Raw genomic sequence first — 18,521 nt, forward strand, 5'->3', positions numbered from 1 at the left:
CTCGACAAAACAAGAGAACACGGATTTCGGGGAGGCCAATGGCGATACGCGATGTTCTGATGCGCGGGGATCTGGCGCTGACGCCGTCGGAAGAGAAGATCGTCCGGCTGCTGTTGACGGACTATCCGACCTCCGGCCTCGGCACTGCTTCCTCGCTCGCCCGGCGCGCCGGCGTCAGCGATCCGACCGTGGTCAGGCTGGTCGTCAAGCTCGGCTATGACGGGTTTCCGGATTTCCAGGCAAAGCTGTTGGCCGAGGTCGAGGCGAGACTGCATTCGCCGCTGTTGATGATGGAGGCAAAGCGGCAAAGCGGCTCCAGTGACAGCGCCGTGCTCGCCTATCTCGATTCCGTCACCACGGCCCTGCAGAAAGCCACCGCCGCGACACCGGTGCAGACCTACGAGCGGGCCGCGCGCCTTTTGATGGAGGCCAAGGGCGAGATCGTGCTGCTCGGTGGCCGCTTCAGCCGGCACATCGCCGGCATGCTCGCAGGATATCTCGTGCAGTTCCGGTCCGGGGTCCGCGATCTGGGCGTGCTCTCTCCGCAGACATTCGACACGCTGGCCGATCTCGGACGCCGCGACGTGCTTGTCGTCTTCGACTATCGCCGCTACCAGCTCGACGTGATGGCCTATGCAAGCCAGGCGGCGGCGCTCGATGTGCGCATCCTGCTTTTCACCGACCAATGGCTGTCGCCGATCGCCGATCTCGCCGAAGTCACGATCGTCAGCCCGCTCGAAGTCGCCTCGCCCTATGACACGCTGGCACCGGCGATCGCACAGATGGAGGCGCTTACCGCCCACATCGTTTCGACGCTGGGCGATGATGCCCGGGCTCGCATCGAGAGGATCGAGAAAGTACGGCACGCCAATGCGGTGACGCTCGACAGCAACCCAAACGAGAATGGCGCAGGCCAACCCGGGCCACGCAGGACACCTGGACCCAAATCAGTAAAGCGGGACGACAAAGCATGACCGAAACCTTACCCAAGCGAGACGAAGCCTTCCGTGCCGGCGAGACGGCGCTGCTGCTCGTCGACATGCAGCGTATCTGGCTGGAACCGGGTGCCGATCCATCGCATCCGGAGCGCGGCCCCGACCACTATTTTTACCGGCAGACATCCTCGCTGACGATCCCCAACCAGGAGCGACTGCTGGCGGCGGCGCGGGCCAACGGCGTCGAGGTGCTGCACACCATCATCCAAAGCCTGACCGAAGACGGCCGCGACCGCTCGCTCGACCACAAGCTGACGCCGATCCATGTCGCGCCCAGCCTTCCCGAAGGCCTGCCGGTCGCCTCGCTGGCGCCGGTCGGCGACGAGATCATGTTGCCGAAGACATCGTCCGGCATCTTCAACTCGACCAATGTCGACTATCTCCTGAAGAACCTCGGCATCCGTTATCTCGTCGTGGTCGGCGTGCTCACCGACCAGTGCGTCGACATGGCGGTGCGCGACGGAGCCGACCGCGGTTACCTCGTCACCTGCGTGGCGGATGCTTGCGCCACCATTACCCAGGAGCGACACGACATCGCGCTCAAGGCCTTTGGCGGGTATTGCTGGGTCACCGATACCGACAGTGTCGTCGCTCGTTTCAATGCCTTGGGAAAAGCAGCATGACATCGATCGTCGAGCCGCTCGTTGCCGTCGTCACCACCGATCTCTCCGCCGTCACGCGGGGCCGCTTCGTCGTCGAAAGCAAGTTGCAGAAGACCGCGACGACCGGCGTCGGCTGGCTGCAGGCCAACCTGTCGCTAACGCCGTTCAACTCGATCGTCGATCCCAATCCTTGGGGATCGTCAGGCGACCTGCGGCTGATCCCCGATCTCAAGGCGCGCTTTCGCACCGCACGGACCGGATCGGCGACACCGTTCGACATGGTGGCCGGCGACATTGTCGAGCTCGACGGCAGCCCATGGCTCGGCTGCACGCGAACCATGCTCAGGGATGCGCTGGCGGAGCTGAAGGCGGCGACCGGGCTCTCCGTCATCGCCGCTTTCGAGCATGAATTCCACATCGCCGACGGCGGCTTCGCGCCGGCGCATTCGATGTCCTTCGCCGCGCTCAGGCGGACGGACCCCTTCGCCCCCAATCTGATGGCGGCACTGGAGGAAGCGGGCGTCGGACCCGAAGTGGTCATCGCCGAATTCGGCGCGGAGCAGTTCGAAGTGACGCACGAGCCCGCCGATGCGCTGACCGCGGCAGACCGCGCCGTCGCCATCCGCGAGATCACGCGCGAAGTGGCGCGCAATGCCGGCTGGCGCGCCAGTTTCGCGCCCAAGACCGCCCCGGATGCCGTCGGCAATGGCGTGCACATCCATTTCAGCTTCGTCGACGAGGCCGGCAAGCCGGCAACCTACGATGCGGCACAGCCCGGCGGCCTCTCCGGCAAAGCCGGTGCGTTCTGTGCCGGCGTGCTGCGTCATCTGCCTGGGATGACCGCCATGACGGCATCGAGCGTCTCATCCTTCTACCGGCTGAAGCCGCACAGCTGGAGTTCGTCCTACACCTGGCTCGCCGACCGCGACCGCGAAGCGTCGCTGCGCATCTGTCCGACGGTGACGATCGGCGGACGCGATCCGGCGCGGCAGTACAATATCGAGTATCGGGCAGCCGACGCCACCGGCAATCCCTATTTGTCGCTGGCCGCGATCATCCGCGCCGGGCTGGAAGGCTTGAAGGCGGATCTGCCGTCGCCGCCGCTGGTCACCGGCGACCCGACGCTGATGAGCGATGCGGAACGGGCAAAGCTTGGCCTGGTGCGGCTGCCTGAAACGCTGCCGGCGGCGCTGGACGCGCTTCTCGCCGACAGCACTGTCACGGGATGGTTCGCTCCGGTCTTCATCGAGACCTTCGTCGGACTCAAGCGGCACGAGGCCGAGCGCCTGGCCGGCCTCGATCCGGTTGCCGTCTGCGATCTCTATCGGACGCTTTATTGATGACTGCGCGGACTGAAAAAGACCTGCTTCCTCGAAAAGACTGGCCCGACGCCGTCGAGGTTCTCAACGAGCACGGCCTCTCGGACATCGTCCTGTTGTGCGAGCACGCCTCCAATCACATGCCGGCGGAATATCGCCAGCTCGGGCTCGATGCCAGCCATCTGCGGCGCCACATCGCCTGGGATATCGGCGCCGCGGAGGTGACGCGCCTGTTGTCGGCACGGCTCGATGCGCCGGCCTTCCTCAGCGGCTATTCGCGGCTGCTGATCGACCTCAACCGGCCGCTGGGCACGCCGGGCAGCATTCCGATGGTGTCTGAGGACACCGGCATTCCCGGCAATGTCGGCCTCGACAAGGCGGAACGGGACCGGCGCGCCAAAATCATGTTTTCGCCGTTCCATGAGCGTGTGGCCGCGCATCTCGATCGCCGGGTAGCTGAAGGCCGGCCGACGCGGATCGTGACGATCCACTCCTTCACGCCCGTCTTCCTCGGTGTCGTCAGGCCTTGGCATGCGGGCGTACTGCATGCGAATGGAATCGATCTCGCCGAAACAATTCTTTCAGCCCTGCGCACCGATGCGACACTAAACGTCGCGGCCAACGTGCCTTATGTGATCAGCCGCGACGCCGATTACGCCGTGCCCATCCATGGTGACGACCGCGGCATCCCCGCCGTCCTCGTCGAAATCCGGCAGGACCTTTTGTCGACAAGGCACGGCATCGAAGAATGGGCTGATCGGCTGGCTGCGGCGCTGCCCGCCCAGACGGAGGCGATCCCTTGAGCAATCTCAGCCTGCGCGAGCGCGACGCCGCGACCATCGCGCAGATCGGCAAGCTGCGGTTCTCGCCGCTGAGCGTGATTGGTGGCCAAGGCAACCGGCTGATCGAGGAAGGCGGCCGGTCGCTGCTCGACCTGTCGGGATCGGCCGGCCCAGCGGTGCTCGGCTACGGCCATCCGGCTGTTGTCGAGGCGGTCGAGTCCTCGATCCGCAACATGGCGGGCGCCAGCCTGCTGCTCTACCCGAACGAACCAGCGGTCTCGCTGGCCGAACGCTTGCTCGCGGTTACGCCTGGAGAAGGCGAACGGCGCGTCTGGTTCGGCCATTCCGGGTCGGACGCCAATGACTGCGCGGTGCGCGTGCTGCAGGCGGCCACCGGCCGCTCGCGCTTCATCTCGTTCATCGGCTCCTATCACGGCAACCTGTCCGGCTCGATGGGCATCAGCGGCCACACCGCCATGACGCACACATTGCCACGGCCAGGCGTGGTCCTGCTGCCCTATCCCGATCCTTACAGGCCGATCTTCAGCGCCGAGGATGTGCTTGCCCTGCTCGATTACCAGTTCGAGACGACCTGTCCGCCGCATCAGGTCGCGGCTGTGTTCATCGAGCCGCTGATGTCGGATGGTGGGCTGATCTTGCCGCCGCCGGGCTTCCTGAAAGCGCTGCAGGAGCGCTGCCGCAAGCACGGCATCAAGATCGTGCTCGACGAGGTCAAGGTCGGGCTGGCGCGTAGCGGCATGATGCACTGCTTCCAGCATGAAGGGCTGACGCCGGACCTCGTCGTGTTCGGCAAGGGCATCGGCGGCGGGCTGCCTCTGTCGGCCGTGGTCGGGCCGAAGGAGATCATGGATCATGCACCGGCCTTCGCCTTGCAGACGACCGCCGGCAATCCGGTGGCGACATCGGCCGGCAACGCGGTGCTGAAGACGATCGAGAGCGAAGGCCTGGTCGAACGCTCGGCGCGGATCGGCAAACTCTTCGCCGATGCACTGCGGGCGCTCGGTGCAAAACACGAGATCATCGGCGATGTGCGCGGGCGTGGCCTCGCCATCGGCGTCGACCTGGTCAGGGACCGCGCGACGCGCGAGCCGGTGCCTGCCACGACCACGGCCAAAATCATCTATCGCGGCTACGAACTGGGCGCGGCCTTCACCTATGTCGGGCTGAAGGCAAATGTGCTCGAATTCATGCCGCCGCTGACGCTGACCGAAGACGAAGTGGCCGAGGGCGTGGCGATCGTCGACCAGGCGATCGCCGACGTGAATGCCGGCAAGGTGTCAGATGCGGATGTCGCGTCCTTCATGATGTGGTGACGGGCGGGCGCGCCTGCGGGGAAACACAGTCGCCGTCCAACCTAGAGCAATTCACCGTTTCACGGAAACGGCGAACCGCTCTATCTTTTTGTTTTTACGCAATTCCGGACAGAAAACCGTGTCACACTTTTCCTGGAATTGCTTTAGGTAGCGCCGCCAGATCGATCTCGGTGATGTGCCAGCGGCCAAGATTTGCGGTGTAGAGTTTGTCGCCCTTGAAGGCGATGTTGGTGGGATGCGCCAGCGTGGTCGCGGCCGGATCCTCGATCAGCACTTCGAGGCCTCTATCCTTGCACCAGCGATAGATGCGGCTTGGCTCGTAGCAGGAGATGAACAGCGAGCCGTCGGGCGCGAAGGCAACGCCATCGGGTACATTGTGCACGCCTTCGACGACCACTTCTCGCGACCCTGCCGTGCCGTCGGCGAGGATCGGCACATGGCTGATGCAGGGCGCATCGCTTTCGACAACGTAGAGCCCATTGCCACCAGGCGCCATGGCCATGCCGTTGGCGAAGGACATCGCCTCCCGGCACCACAGGCCGCCCTCGCCCGTCTCGAGGTCGTAGCGGAAGATGCCCGAGCGATTGTCCTCGCCGACGCTGTCCGACACGTAGAGCCAGCCCCGCGCCTCGTCGACGATTGGATAATTTGGCACACGGATGCCGGACGAGGCGAAGCGCTCCATATGACCTGTCGCGGCATCCCAGCGAAAGATCGCGGCATGCCTCAGATCGCAGGCAAAACAATTGCCAGCGCTGTCGAAGGCAATGCCGAGCAGAAAACCGTCCGTGGAGCCCATGCGCTCGACCGAACCGCCGTCGGCGGCCAGGCGCAGCAGGTCACCGGTCTCGGTGCCGCACCAGATCGACCCATCGCTGTGGACGGCCACGCCTTCCGGATGCGCGACGCGCGGATTGGTGAAGATGCCGTCGAAGAAGACGCGCGCGGCGGACATATCGAGCAGCGGCTTTGCCATGGGTTCCTCAGCTTGCGATGTACGATCCCTGTGCGGCGATGCAGCGCTCGATCATGCCGCGATCGGCGGCAAGGATCTCGGCGATCAGCGCGCCGCGTTCCTTGGCGCTGACGAATTCCAGGCGACGCAGACCGAGCGGGTCGATGCGATTTCGCAAAACAGCGAGCGTATCGCCGGAAGGCAGCGGGACCTCCAGGCAATCGGCGTCGAAGCTCACCGCAAAGCCGGTAGCGTCACGGATCTGTTGCCGCGTGACGCCAGGCATGATTTCCATGACGGTCAATTCCCTGGATGTCGGGTCGAGCCTGAAGACGCAGAGATCGGTGAAGACCAGCGCCTCGCCGGTGCGATAGCCGATCGGTTCGCGCTCGGCCGGCGTCAGCAGTCCACGGGCGGAGCTGACGATCTCGACCTCATCCACCAGCGACTGGGCCGAATGACGGGGGATGTAGAGCAGATAGTCGCGATGCATGTTGGCGACATCGGCCATCCCGCCTTGCCCGGGCAGCCGGATCAGGCCGCCGCTTGGTTTGCGCAGCGCGATGGTGTTGACACGGCCGTGCCGGTCGACTTGTGCCGCGCCGACGATCTCATGCGTCACGGCACCGGCCTGATAGTAGGCCGAATAGGTGTCGTCGCCGCCGGCATGCGCCACCGCCGTCTCGCAATCCAGGCTTTCGATCAGCGACAGGATCATCGGGCTCGGCGCGATGTCGAGATGGCCGCAGCTCATCGTCGCGATGATCATGTCGGGCGCGTGCGTTGCCTTGGCCAACCGGTAGGCGACATTGGCCAGCGGCGACACCGCGCCAGCACTGGTAAAGCTCTCATTGTCGAGTTCGGCGGCGATGCGGGCAGCGATGATCTCGTCGACAGATGCTTTTTCTTCGCTCCGCGCGAGCGCCGGCATGGCAAGGACCGTCTCGGGGCGGACCTTCGCAGCCTCTCGAAGCCATGCCGGCACGCCTTCGGACGGCAGGCGCAGATTGTCCGCCAGGGGCTTTTCCCTGGCCGCGAATGCCTCAGACAATGCCTGATAATCGGTGGCGTAAAGCGGCAGGCAGGAGGCCGGCCAGGCACCGCCCGGCGCCAGGGCTATGGCCGACACCTGGTTGCGGGTCAGGATGCTCTGGCGCCCGTCCTTCCGCAGCGCCCCGACCGGGACGATTTCCTCGACGGTGACCAGCACCTTGCGCGCCGCCCCCGCCATGGCGAAGTCGAGCGCGCGTGGGCCGATGATCTGCACATTGCCGCTTTCATCGGCGCGCTGCGCGTGGACGATGAAAGTATCGAGCCGCAATGGCGGAATGAATCCCGTAGTGGTCCCCGCAATCGGATCGGGCCTGGCGCTTGCCCCCGGTATCCGCGCGAGCATGTCCGATCCCTCGGGAAGCTGGAATGGCATCGATGGCAGATTCTGCTGTGCCGCCCGCAGCGCCTGGATCATGGCCAGCGCCGTCCAATCACGAACCGGTATTGCGCCGCTTTCGGCCGCGGCGCGGAACCGGGGCGGCAGGCCGAAAATGTCGAGGCTGGAAAAACAGAGGTCGATTTCAGCCACCGCGCCCGCTTCGAGCAGCAGCTCGAGCGGCAAGCCGCCTGCCCAGCAGATGTAACGCAACTCCTTGACGCCTGAGCCGGCTATCGCACGCAGCAAGGCGATCGGCAGCCGGGCGAAATGGTGGCCGCCGACGCCGAGTGCATCGCCTTGGCCGACCATCGCGGCCAGCCCCTCGATATCGGTGAAGCGCGGCCGGTTCGGCTTGACCAGCGACATTGCGGCACGGTTCGTCACAGCGCGGATGCCTCGATGCGGTAGCGGGTCACGAAAGGCTTTTCGGGCGAGAATTCCAGCGCTGTCGCGATACCAGATTGCGCGATCGGATTGTCGGCCAGCGCAGTTGCCGGACCGAGCCCGAAGGGCGAGCAGATCGGCTCGATGCCGATGGCGACATGACGCCCATTCCATGGTGCCGCCTTGCGACCGCGATTGGAGTACCAGAGCAGAAGGCTTGGGAAATGCTCTTTCTGCCAGGAGAGTTTTACCCGGTAGCCGCTTTCATGGTTGGCAAGCGCCACCGTGCCGTCGAGACCGTCGATCTGCAGCAGTTCTTCGGTATCGGCGGCCAGCGGGAGCCGCGAGGCATCCGTCGTGCCGCCGGCTCGCGCCGGTACGCTGGTCAGCTCCGTGAAGGATCTGTTTCGGGCGAACAGCGCGGCGCCGGGTTCGACATCGTGTGGATAGGTGCGGCCTTCATCGAAGCCGCCGAATTCCAGCGTGGCGGCACCCGTCTCTAACGGCAGTCGGAACACTGGATGAAGACCGATCGGCAGGCGGCAGGCACGGCGAACGACGATCCTGAATTCAATGTCGATGGCCGGCGCCGACGGATCAGGTGTGATCGTCCGCTCAACGCGCTCGACCGGACTTCCCTCGGGATAGGCGAGCCCCAGCGACAAGGATGCGCCGTCGCTGTCGCGCCATGTCCAGTCATGGTTGGAGCTGTGGCCATGGACTTCTTCGTCGCGCTCCGGCGGCCCCATCACGCCTGCCCAGTCGTCCGGCCAACCGTCGGCGGGCACCGAATAGCCGAAGGGGACGCAAGGCCATTCGCCGCGCAATTTGCGCAGAATACCCGGCAGCGTTTCCGCCTCCGGCTCGTCCGACCAGGGTGCGATGTGCATCGGCGAGACCTGCCGGCCATTGTCCAGGACGAAGGTCACCGGCGCCAGCATCGCGCCGAGCCGCTGGACGGTCAGGGCGCCGTGCGCCCAGCCCAACCCGCGATAGGCGTCATTGGTCTTCACGGTCCGGCCTTCTTCGCCTTTGTCGTGCTCCGCTCGGCGAACTCCCTGACACGCCGCTGGCCGATCTCGCTGCGATAGAGGTCGCCCAATATGTCGCGTTCCCTCGCGAGGCCTTCAGCCAGATCGCCCGACATCGCATGTGCCGTCAGCGCCTTCAGGCCTTCGATCGCCGCGGCCGGTTCGGCGGCGATTATCGCAGCCAGTTCCAGTGCGTGCGGCATCAGCCGGTCGACATCGACGATCTCGTTGACCAGGCCGGCGGCAACGAATTCGGAGGCCGGCACGATGGCGCCGGTCATCAGCAGAAGATTGGCGCGGTTGCGGCCGAGCCTGGCGACGCTGCGTTGCGTACCACCACCACCGGGGATCAGCCCGAGCTTGATCTCCGGTAGGCCGAGTTTGGCGAACTGGTTGGCGACGACGATGTCGCAGCACAGCACCAGCTCCATGCCGCCGCCCAAGGCGAAACCGTTGACCGCCGCGATCACCGGCTTGCGGTTGTTTTCGATGGCCGCGTACATGCGCGTGCCGGCGGCCTGGAACAGGTCGAATTCAGGGCCGGTCTGCGCGGCATATTCCTTGATGTCGGCGCCGGCCATGAAGCCGCGTCCCTCGCCGGTCACCACGATCGCGCCGACACTCGCATCCTGAGACAGCGCCTCGAACACCTCGGTGATCTCACCTTGCATCAGCCTGTTCATGGCGTTGAGCTGGTCGGCGCGCCGGAAGGTGACGATCGCGACGCGGCCCGACATTTCGACCGTAAGTGTCTTGTAGGCGCGCATCGTCAGGCCGCGTCCACGGTCATGTCGCCGGATGCCTCGAGAGCGGCGATCTCGTCCTTCGACAGGCCGAACTCGGCCAGGATCTCACGGCCGTGCTGGCCGACCAGCGGCGCCGGACGGTCGATGGTCGCCGGCGTCTCGCTCATCTTGACCGCCGGAGCCACCACCCGCACGGTGCCGCCACGTGGATGATCGTAGCTGGTGATCATGCCCATATGCGTGACCTGCGGATCCTCGGCCGCGCGGCGGATGTCCTTCACCTCGGCGCACCAGATGTCGACCGAGAGCAGGCGTTCCAGCAGATCCTGCGTGCCGAACTTCTTGGTCTCGGCATTGACCTTGTCGAACACCTCGTCGCGCTTGTCGAACAAGGTTTTCAGGTCGTCGTAGACGGCAAGCTGCGGCGCCTCCAGCACCTCGTACAGCGTCTTGAACGGACTCATTGCGATCGAAACGTAACCGCCGTCCTTGGTTTCGTAGATGCCGAACGGCGCCTGCATGCCAGGATGGCCGATGCCGGAATTGGGCCGCACGAAATCCTCGCCGAGGTTGAGCACGGCGACATATTCCTGGTTGAGATGTGCCAGCAGGCCAGCCAGCAGGTTGACCTCGATCTTCTGGCCCTTGCCGGTCTTCTCGCGATAGTAGAGCGCCGACAGGATGCCGTAGACCATGTTCATGGCGCCGATCTGGTCGGCAAGACCGGCGCCGGCGGGAACCGGCGCCTGGTCGCCGCGGCCGGTGTTGGCAATCAGCCCGGCCAGCCCCTGGATCAGCATGTCCTGGCCGGGGCGCTCGACATAGGGACCCTCCTCGCCATAGCCCGAACCCGAGCAGTAGATGATACGCGGATTGACGGCCTTGAAGTCCTCGTAGCCATAGCCGAGCTTGGCCAGCACGCCGGGGCGGAAATTCTGCACCACGACGTCGGCGCTCCTGGCCATCTCCATGAGGATGGCATGCACCTTGCGGCTCTTCAGATTGAGCGCGATCGAACGCTTGTTGCGGTTCCAGGCGAGGAAATTCGGGCTCTCGGAGCCGCCCACCCATTTGGCGAAAAAGGTCATGCCACGGAACATGTCGCCGGCGCCGGCACGCTCGATCTTGATGACATCGGCGCCCATGTCGCCGAGCAACTGGGTGGCGAACGGTCCTTGCAGCAGATGGCTGAAATCGAGGATGCGGACGCCTTCGAGGGCCTTGTTCATTTCAAATCTCGTTTCAAAGTTTTCAAAGCAGTTCGGGAACGTAGCGCGGGGCTGCGGTCAGCCCGCCGTCGACGCGAAGGTCGGTGCCGGTCGTGAAGCCGGCGGCGTCCGACGCCAGATAGACGGCGGCCTCCGCCACTTCGGAAGGCTCGCCGATGCGGCCGAGCGGATGCATCTTGACCCAGGCTTTCGCCAGATTGCCGCCGATCTCCTTGATCAGCCTGTCGTTCATCGGCGTGTTGATGGTGCCCGGCGAGATCGAATTGACGCGGACGTTCATCGGGCCGAACTCGACCGCCATCTGGCGCGTCATCGCCATCACCGCGCCCTTGGCGCCGGCATAGGCGGTCCAGCCGTCGAGGCCGATATGGCCCTGCGCCGAGGCCATGTTGATGATCGAGCCCGACTTTTGCGCGATCATGTGCGGCAGCGCGTATTTGCAGCCGCGAAATACGCTGGTCAGGTTGACCGATATCAGCCGGTGCCACTGCTCGTCGGTCATCTCGTGCACCGGCATGCCGCCAATGGCGATGGCGGCATTGTTGACCAGGATGTCGAGGTGCCCGGTCTTGTCGATGGCACTATCGATGAGGCCGGCGATGTCAGCTTCCTGCGAGACGTCGCAATGGATATAGTCGGCACGGTGGCCGACCGCGCGAAGGGCGGCCGCGAAATCCTCGCCCGCACTGTCGGCGATATCGCCGAGGAAGACATGCGCGCCTTCGCGCGCCATCGCCTGCGCGATCGCATGGCCGATGCCGTCGGCGGCACCGGTAATGATTGCGGTTTTCCCTTCAAGACGAGCCATGTCAGCCTCCGTTCGCGCGCCGGCGTTTCGCTTCGTCGAAGGCGACGGCGGCAATGATGATCATGCCGGTAATGACCAGCTGCCATTCGGTCGGCAGGCCAAGTCCGCGCAGGCCATTGGACAGGAACTGCAGGATCAGCACGCCGAGCGCCATGCCGGTCAGGCTGCCGATGCCGCCTGCAAGGCTGACGCCGCCGAGCACCGTCGCGGCAACCACCTGGAATTCGAAATTCAGCCCCGCCGTGTGCTGCGCCGAGCCGACGCGCGCGGCCAGGATGATGCCGGCGACAGTCGCCAGCAGCGCGCTGATGATGAAGCAGATGAACTTGACACGCCGCACATCATAACCCGCCAGCCGCGCCACTTCCTGGTTGCCACCGACGGCATAGATCTGCCGTCCGAACGGCCGGTGCTGCATCATGTAGGCGAAGGCGGCGAGCAGGACGATGGCGATGACGGCCGAATAGGGGATGATGTTGAACAGGCGGCCATCCGACAGCGCAATGAAACTATCGAGACTGGCGTCGTCCGGGATCGCGCGCTGGCCGGTGTAGAGATAGACGCCGCCCCGCATGATGAACATCGTGCCCAGCGTCACGATCAGCGAGTTGATGCCGGCATAGGCGGTGAGATAGCCGTTCACCACGCCGATGATCAGCCCGAACAGCAGCGCGCCGCCGATTCCGAGCAACAGCGAGTTGGTGTCGTTCATGATGATGATCAGCGGCAACGCGATGGTCGCGAGCAGCGAGCCGATCGAAATGTCGACCTCGCCGGAAATGAAGACGACGGCGCAGCCGATGCCGGCGATCAGCGGCAACGACGCCTGGCCGAGCACGTTGGTCAGGTTGCGCACGGAAAAGAAATTCTCGACTGTGAAGGAAAAGAACGCCAACACCAGGATGAAGCAGACCAGCAGCGCCAGTTCCTGCCGGGCAAAAAGCCGCGCCAGTATCGAAGGCTGGGTTTTTGCGGAAGCCGTGCTTGCAAGGCTCATCGCTTGCTCCTTTTCAAGAACGGACCATGGGGTAGGCCGCGAGCCATCATGGTCTCACCCGATCGCCGCATTGAGGATTTTTTCCTGCGTAGCCTCTTCGCGCGACATGATCACGGTGAGGCGGCCTTCGCACATCACCGCGATCCGGTCGGCGAGACCGAGCAGTTCCGGCATCTCGGACGTCATCATGACCACCGCCAAACCTTCGCCGGCGAGCCGGTCGATGAGCGCGAAGATTTCGGACTTGGCACCGACATCGATGCCGCGTGTCGGCTCGTCGACGACGATCACCTTCAGGCCCCGCATCAGCCAGCGCGAGATCAGCACCTTCTGCTGATTGCCGCCCGACAGGTTCTTCACCTGCTGGAACAGGCTGGGGGTCTTGATGCGGAAGCGGTCGACATAATCCTGCACCGCCTGGTGCTCCCTGGCCTTGTCGACGAACCCCAGGCGGGCGAAGGCGCCAAGCGAGGCCAGGCTGGCATTCTGGTAGACAGGCAGTTCGGCCATCAGCCCTTCGCTCTTGCGATCCTCGGTGAGCAGGCCGATGCCAAGCCTGACGCCGGTGCGCGTATCGTGCGGCGCGAGGCGACCGCCATCAACCGTGATCGTCCCCGATGTGATCGGGTCATAACCGACGATTGCCTTGGCGAGTTCGGTGCGGCCGGCGCCCATCAATCCGAAGAAGCCGAGAACCTCGCCGGCGCGGGCCTCGAAGGATACGTCATGCAGCTTCTTCGCCGTGCTCAGTCCTTCCACGGACAGAGCAATCTTGCTGCCTGCCGCGCCGCGCTGGCGGGGAAACAGATTGTCGATGCGCCGGCCGATCATGTCCTGGATCAGCGTGTCATTAGTGTGCTCGCCGATCGGCCTGGTCGAGATGTGTTTGCCATCGCGCAGCACCGTCACCGTGTCGGCGATCTCGAACACCTCGTCGAGCTTGTGGCTGACATAGACCACCGCAATGCCGAGGGCGGCCAACCGGCGGATGACGGTGAACAGCAGCGAGACTTCATTTGGCGTCAGCGAGGAGGTCGGCTCGTCCATAACCACGACGCGCGCTTCATGAGCGAGCGCGCGGGCAATCTCGACCATCTGCTGCTGGCTGACCGGCAGCGATCCGGTGCGCGCCGCCGGGTCCACATTGAAGCCGATGCGGTTGAAGAGCGCTGCCGAATCGGCGCGGATCTTCTTCCAGTCGATCGAGCCCATCTTGCCGGTCGGATAGCCTTCGAGGAAGATGTTCTCGGCGACGGTGAATTCGGAGATCAGAGCGATCTCCTGGAACACGACCTTGATGCCTTCCTTCAGGCTGTCGCGCGGCGACTTGATGTCGACCTCGCGTCCGCGCATGCGGATGGTCCCGGCATCCTTGCCGTAGACGCCGGCCATGATCTTGATCAGCGTCGACTTGCCGGCGCCGTTCTCGCCCATCAAGGCATGGATCTTGCCGGGCTCCAGCGTGAAGTCGACATTGTCCAGCGCCACGACGCCCGGGAAGCGCTTGTCGATGCCGCGCAATTCCAGCGCCGGCACGTTGGTGTCGATGGCCGCGGCTTCGCCGGGGTGCAGGAAATCAACGGACATTGGCTCTGTTCCGGATGATGTCGAGATAGGTCGCGAGGATGATGACGACGCCCGGTACCACCATCTGCAGGTCCTGGTTCCAGCCGAGGATGATGATGCCGTTGTCGATCACTTTCAGCACCAGTACGCCGAGCAAGGTGCCGAACAGCGATCCACGGCCGCCGAGCAGGCTGGTGCCACCGAGAATGACGGCGGCGATGACGGTCAGTTCGAAGCCACGGCCGGCGGTCGGCTGGCCGGCATTCATCAGCGACGACAGGATCATGCCGGCAATGCCGACGCAGAGCCCGGTGACGACGAAGGCGAACAGCTTGAGGCGCTCCGAGCGCAGGCCGGACAGGCGCACCGCCTTTTCATTGGCGCCGACCGCATAGAGGTAGCGGCCGAGCGTGGTGAAGCGCAGCGTCACATAGGCGACGACGAAGATCAGCGCCGCCAGGATGACGGGAACCGGCGCCGCGCCGACATAGCCGGCGCCAAGATCGGTGAAGCTTGCGAGCTGATTGTGGTTCTGCACCGCCTCGCGGGTGAACAGATAAACGCCACCCTGCAGCATCATCATCGTGCCGATGGTGGCGATCAGCGAATTGACCCTCAGCCGGGTAACGACCAGGCCGTTGAACAGTCCGACGCCGCCGGCAAACGCGAGCGCTGCCAACATGCCGAGTGTGAGGCTGTGGGTTGAATTCAGCACCGCCATGCCGATGCAGCCGACGAAGGCGAGCGAAGCACCGACCGAGAGGTCGACCTCGGCAGTGATGATGAGCATGGTCATGCCCGAGGCGACGATCAGCACCAGCGCGCATTGGCGCAGGATGGCTATGATGTTGGCCTCCGAATAGAATTGCGGCGCCGCGATCGAGATGGCGATGCACAGCACCGCCAGGATGACGCCCAGCACAAGCTGGCTGCTGCCCAGCAGCTGGCCGCCCATAAAGCGCTTCGGCGCGGAGGCGTGTGTAAGCTCGCTCATGTCAGTCCATTCCGGGCCGTTTGCTAGAGCGGCTCATCGTTTCATGGAAACGCAGAGCCGCTCCAGCTCTTTCTTTGATGCAATTCCTATGGGAAAACCGCTTCACACTTTTCCTGGAATTGCTCTGAGGCGCCTTTCCCGCGATGCGGGAAGGGTAATGTCGGCAGCCTTACTTTTTCAGGTCAGCCGAGGTCTTCATGCATTTTGCCGGCGGCTGCAGTGCGTTGACGGCATCCCATTTGATGGTGCGGGTGGTGCCGTCATAGTCGTAGTATTTCTTCCAGTCCTCGCCGTTCATCGGCGCGGTGGGGCTGACGATGTGCTCCGGCACTTCCTCGTTGTTGAAGAGCTTGACCGCAGCGTCGATGGCGGTGAAGCCTTCCTTTTCAGGGAACATCGCTGCCTCGATGCGGTAGGACGGCTCGTTCTGCATGGCGTTGATGAAGGCAAGGCCCTCGCCGCCGGTGCCGACGGTCAGCAAGCCATCCTGCGACTTGCCGGCCGCCTTCCAGGCCTGCAGGCCACCCAGCGAGGACGAGTCGTTGATGCCATAGATGATGTTGATGTCGGCGTTCTTGGCGAGCGCGGCCGAAGACACTTCGAGCGCGCGGTCCGGATTGCCGCCGCCATCAAGGTCGTGGACCATGACCGCGTCGGGGATGATGGTCTTCAGCCCGTCCATGAAGCCGTGCGAGCGCAGCACCGTGGCGGAAAGCAGGGGAAGGCCGACATTCATCACCTTGGCGACACCGCCGAGCTTGTCCTTGGCGTATTTGCCGGCTTCCACGCCGGACATGTAGCCGGTGTCGTAGTCGCAGATGGCGACCATCGTGGTCATGCCCTTGACGGGGTTGCCTTCGAGCACCACGGGAATGTTGGCGGCCTTGGCCTGACGCAGCAGCGGCACCACGCCTTCTTCATTCACCGGGGTGATGATCAGCACGTCGACGCCTTTGGCGATGAAATCCTCGGCCGCGGCGACCTGCTTGGATATGTCGAGATTGGCGTCCTGGACCTCGACCTCGATTCCGAGTTCCTTGCCGTGAGCCTTCATGCCCTTGATGACGTTCTGGTACCACTCATGGGTGGCGTAGTTGGTGACATAGCCGATGCGCTTGGGCATGTTCTCGGCATGCGCCGCCGCGGCGCCCAGGGCCAGCAGGGCCGCGGATGCGAACAGGATTGATTTGGACCGGTGCATTTTCTTCTCCCAGGTTTTATCGCTTTTGTTAGTCGCTGAACGGGTAATCCCGCCGTTCCGGGTCGGCACGTAACGAAGAGTTGGATTCGCCCCAGCCAAGTGCCGCCGATATCTTCTCGGCGGCGGCCCGGGTACGCTCGAAGACGGTTTGCTGGTCAAACCGCGCCGCCTTCTGCGGCAGCAGCGGGACGGTGAGCGCGGCGATGACGGCGCCGGTATGATCGCGCACCGGCATGGAGATGTTGGTGCAGGCTTCGACCGCGAGCGAAGCGCGCATTTCGTAGCCGAGCCTTGCCGCCTCGTTCAGCCGAGCCTCGATCTCGGCCCGTGTGCCCTGCCCTTCACCGGCGGCCACGATGCGCTCGATGATGCGCTCGCGCTCGGCGCGGTTCGAATGAGCAAGCAGCACGGCACCCGAACTGGTTTCGAGGATCGGGAAATGCGACCCGAGTGCAACCGAATAACGCATCGGCAGCGGCGAATCGATCTGCAGCACCACCAGCGCGCTCCGGCCCTCGCGCACCACGAGATGGCAGCTCTGATCGGCATTGGCGGTCAATTCGCGCATCACAGGCAGCGCGCATTCGACCAGCCGGTTTACCGGCGGATGCATGTGCGCCAGTTCGAACAGTTTCAGCGACAGCCGGAAGCGGTCGGACTGCGTGCGGAAGATGTAGCCGCGCTTCTCCAGCAGAAGCAGGATGCGGTAGATTTCGTGGATGGAGCGGCCGAGGGCGGCCGCGATCTCGGTCTGGGTCAGCGTCTCGGCGCTGGAGGCCATGAACTCCAGGACGTCGAGCGCCTTCTCCACAGCCGGCACGCGGTAACCGTTGCGGCCGCCTTCGGCTTCGTCTGGAGTCTCGGCGACACTGGACATCACGCGACGCTCCGTTGCGGCTGGCCCTGCCTGGTTTCGCGGTAGAGGCGGTTCAGATGGTCGGCGAGTTCGGCCGCCGGCATGTCTCCGGCAATGGCGGCAGCCGCATGCGGCGCGCACTCACGGAAGAAGGCGATGAAGCCCGGATGCGTCGGGCGCAGATAGGACGAGGCGATCGTCGCAAGCGTCGAACTGAAGAAATTGCCGCAGAGATGGTTGACCTCGACATCTTTCCAGGCCGCCAGCGATCCCGGCTGGCCGCCCGACCTGACATAATCGCCCCGCTGATATTCGGGCGAGCACAGGAACAGCGCATAGTCGATCGCTTCCTGCTTGTGCTTCGACTGGGCGCTGACGCCGATGCCGGCGCCGCCGAGCAAGGCGCCTGCGGAGCGCGGCGTCGGCACGTCGGCAAAGCGCAGATACGGCCTGTCGGTCTTCGCGGCGTAATTCACATAACCGAAGGCGAACGGCACATAGACCACGTCGTCATGCGCGATCATGTGGTCGTAGCAGCGGATCGGGTTCCATTTCGCTGAGTTCGGATGCGACAGTGCCGCAAGCTCGCGTAACTGCCCGATGGCCCGTTCGATCGTGTCCCGGGCAATGAAGTGCTCGCCGTTCTCCTGTGGATGGCCAAGCGTCAGGAGCATGCACATGGCATCCGTTGGCACCGAGGGCAGGCCCAGCCACTTGCCATCCTTGCGCGCCTGCCGGCCGAGCTCGACCACATCGTCATGCGTGCGCGGCACCGGCCCGTAGCGTTCCAGGATATCCGGGCGATAGGAAGCGACCTGGCAGGCGGCATCGATGGGCAGCGCCCACTGGCGTCCGTTCTTTTCGTAGGATTGCCAGGACGCACCGACGGAATCGCGTTCGAAGAACCGGATTTGCTCCGCCGACAGATAGGCGTCGAAGGGCACCATCAGCTCCTCCTGCGCGATGTCGCCGATGAAGGGATGGTCGAATACGACCAGATCGTAAGCGGCAAGCACCGGGCCGAGCGCACCCTCGCCGAATTCATACAGGCTGCGGCGGTCCCATTCGATTTCCAGGCCCGGATTGCCAGCGCAATACGGCCCGACACTGGCGTCGAGCGGACCCCAGCAACGTCGATGATCCCACGCAAGACCGCGCAGTCTTGTCATTTCAGGCAATTCCTCCCTGGAACCGGGCATGCGTGCCCGGCCCGCTGTAGTAGCAGGTATTTTCACCTAGACAAATAGTTTTTACATATGCAAACGGCGAAGCTATCGCCCGCCGACCATC

The 18,521-nt window shown here is 64.3% G+C and carries 17 protein-coding genes; 5 read left to right on the top strand and 12 right to left on the bottom strand.

Features of this window, described 5'->3' with window-relative positions; translation table 11 throughout:
- Nucleotides 1-38: 38 nt before the first annotated feature.
- From LB568_RS27180 to LB568_RS27200, 5 genes are read left to right on the top strand one after another with little or no spacing between them, the layout of a single operon-like run.
- Nucleotides 39-974: a MurR/RpiR family transcriptional regulator gene (locus tag LB568_RS27180; protein ID WP_013893852.1), complete on the top strand. Its 936-nt coding sequence runs from the start codon at nt 39-41 to the stop codon at nt 972-974.
- A complete protein-coding gene (locus LB568_RS27185) occupies nt 971-1,618 on the top strand; it encodes a cysteine hydrolase family protein (RefSeq protein ID WP_013893851.1) in 648 nt (215 codons plus the stop codon). Before LB568_RS27180 ends, LB568_RS27185 begins: the two co-directional genes overlap by 4 nt.
- Nucleotides 1,615-2,937, top strand: a complete 1,323-nt coding sequence (locus LB568_RS27190) for a glutamine synthetase (RefSeq protein WP_140574576.1) — start codon at nt 1,615-1,617, stop codon at nt 2,935-2,937. The genes LB568_RS27185 and LB568_RS27190 overlap by 4 nt, the downstream gene beginning before the upstream one ends.
- Nucleotides 2,937-3,719 carry an N-formylglutamate amidohydrolase gene (locus tag LB568_RS27195; RefSeq protein WP_140574574.1) on the top strand — a complete coding sequence of 261 codons (783 nt, stop codon included), beginning with the start codon at nt 2,937-2,939 and terminating at the stop codon, nt 3,717-3,719. The genes LB568_RS27190 and LB568_RS27195 overlap by 1 nt, the downstream gene beginning before the upstream one ends.
- Complete coding sequence (locus LB568_RS27200; protein WP_224731744.1) at nt 3,716-5,032, top strand: aspartate aminotransferase family protein; 1,317 nt, start codon at nt 3,716-3,718, stop codon at nt 5,030-5,032. Before LB568_RS27195 ends, LB568_RS27200 begins: the two co-directional genes overlap by 4 nt.
- Nucleotides 5,033-5,153: 121 nt before the next feature.
- On the opposite strand, the gene LB568_RS27205 is transcribed toward LB568_RS27200, so the two are convergent.
- The 12 genes from LB568_RS27205 to LB568_RS27260 form a co-directional block, all read right to left on the bottom strand.
- Nucleotides 5,154-6,008: an SMP-30/gluconolactonase/LRE family protein gene (locus LB568_RS27205; RefSeq protein ID WP_224731745.1), complete on the bottom strand. Its 855-nt coding sequence runs from the start codon at nt 6,006-6,008 to the stop codon at nt 5,154-5,156.
- Between the two features lie 7 nt (nt 6,009-6,015).
- Nucleotides 6,016-7,803, bottom strand: a complete 1,788-nt coding sequence (locus LB568_RS27210; protein WP_224731746.1) for a CoA-transferase — start codon at nt 7,801-7,803, stop codon at nt 6,016-6,018.
- Complete coding sequence (locus LB568_RS27215; RefSeq protein WP_013893845.1) at nt 7,800-8,816, bottom strand: hypothetical protein; 1,017 nt, start codon at nt 8,814-8,816, stop codon at nt 7,800-7,802. Before LB568_RS27215 ends, LB568_RS27210 begins: the two co-directional genes overlap by 4 nt.
- Nucleotides 8,813-9,601, bottom strand: a complete 789-nt coding sequence (locus LB568_RS27220; protein ID WP_140780404.1) for an enoyl-CoA hydratase/isomerase family protein — start codon at nt 9,599-9,601, stop codon at nt 8,813-8,815. Before LB568_RS27220 ends, LB568_RS27215 begins: the two co-directional genes overlap by 4 nt.
- A 2-nt stretch (nt 9,602-9,603) precedes the next feature.
- Entirely contained in the window at nt 9,604-10,809 is a 1,206-nt protein-coding gene (locus LB568_RS27225) for a CaiB/BaiF CoA transferase family protein (protein ID WP_140780403.1), read from the bottom strand.
- A 22-nt stretch (nt 10,810-10,831) separates the two neighbouring features.
- A complete protein-coding gene (locus tag LB568_RS27230; protein ID WP_140780402.1) occupies nt 10,832-11,617 on the bottom strand; it encodes an SDR family NAD(P)-dependent oxidoreductase in 786 nt (261 codons plus the stop codon).
- A 1-nt stretch (nt 11,618) separates the two neighbouring features.
- A complete protein-coding gene (locus LB568_RS27235; RefSeq protein WP_140780401.1) occupies nt 11,619-12,614 on the bottom strand; it encodes an ABC transporter permease in 996 nt (331 codons plus the stop codon).
- Between the two features lie 54 nt (nt 12,615-12,668).
- The gene (locus tag LB568_RS27240) at nt 12,669-14,201 is read right to left on the bottom strand and encodes a sugar ABC transporter ATP-binding protein (RefSeq protein WP_224731747.1); all 1,533 of its coding nucleotides are present in this window, start codon (nt 14,199-14,201) and stop codon (nt 12,669-12,671) included.
- Nucleotides 14,191-15,174, bottom strand: coding sequence for an ABC transporter permease (locus LB568_RS27245; RefSeq protein ID WP_031258215.1), 984 nt, complete (start codon nt 15,172-15,174; stop codon nt 14,191-14,193). The genes LB568_RS27240 and LB568_RS27245 overlap by 11 nt, the downstream gene beginning before the upstream one ends.
- Nucleotides 15,175-15,343: 169 nt before the next feature.
- Nucleotides 15,344-16,375, bottom strand: coding sequence for a sugar ABC transporter substrate-binding protein (locus LB568_RS27250; RefSeq protein ID WP_013893838.1), 1,032 nt, complete (start codon nt 16,373-16,375; stop codon nt 15,344-15,346).
- 28 nt (nt 16,376-16,403) lie between these two features.
- On the bottom strand, nt 16,404-17,252 hold the full coding sequence (locus LB568_RS27255) for an IclR family transcriptional regulator (RefSeq protein ID WP_140780399.1): 849 nt from the start codon (nt 17,250-17,252) through the stop codon (nt 16,404-16,406).
- The gene (locus LB568_RS27260) at nt 17,252-18,400 is read right to left on the bottom strand and encodes an ABC transporter substrate-binding protein (protein ID WP_140780398.1); all 1,149 of its coding nucleotides are present in this window, start codon (nt 18,398-18,400) and stop codon (nt 17,252-17,254) included. The genes LB568_RS27255 and LB568_RS27260 overlap by 1 nt, the downstream gene beginning before the upstream one ends.
- Nucleotides 18,401-18,521: the final 121 nt, after the last annotated feature.

The organism is Mesorhizobium sp. B263B2A (assembly GCF_020165775.1).
GTDB classification, from domain to species: Bacteria; Pseudomonadota; Alphaproteobacteria; order Rhizobiales; family Rhizobiaceae; genus Mesorhizobium; species Mesorhizobium opportunistum.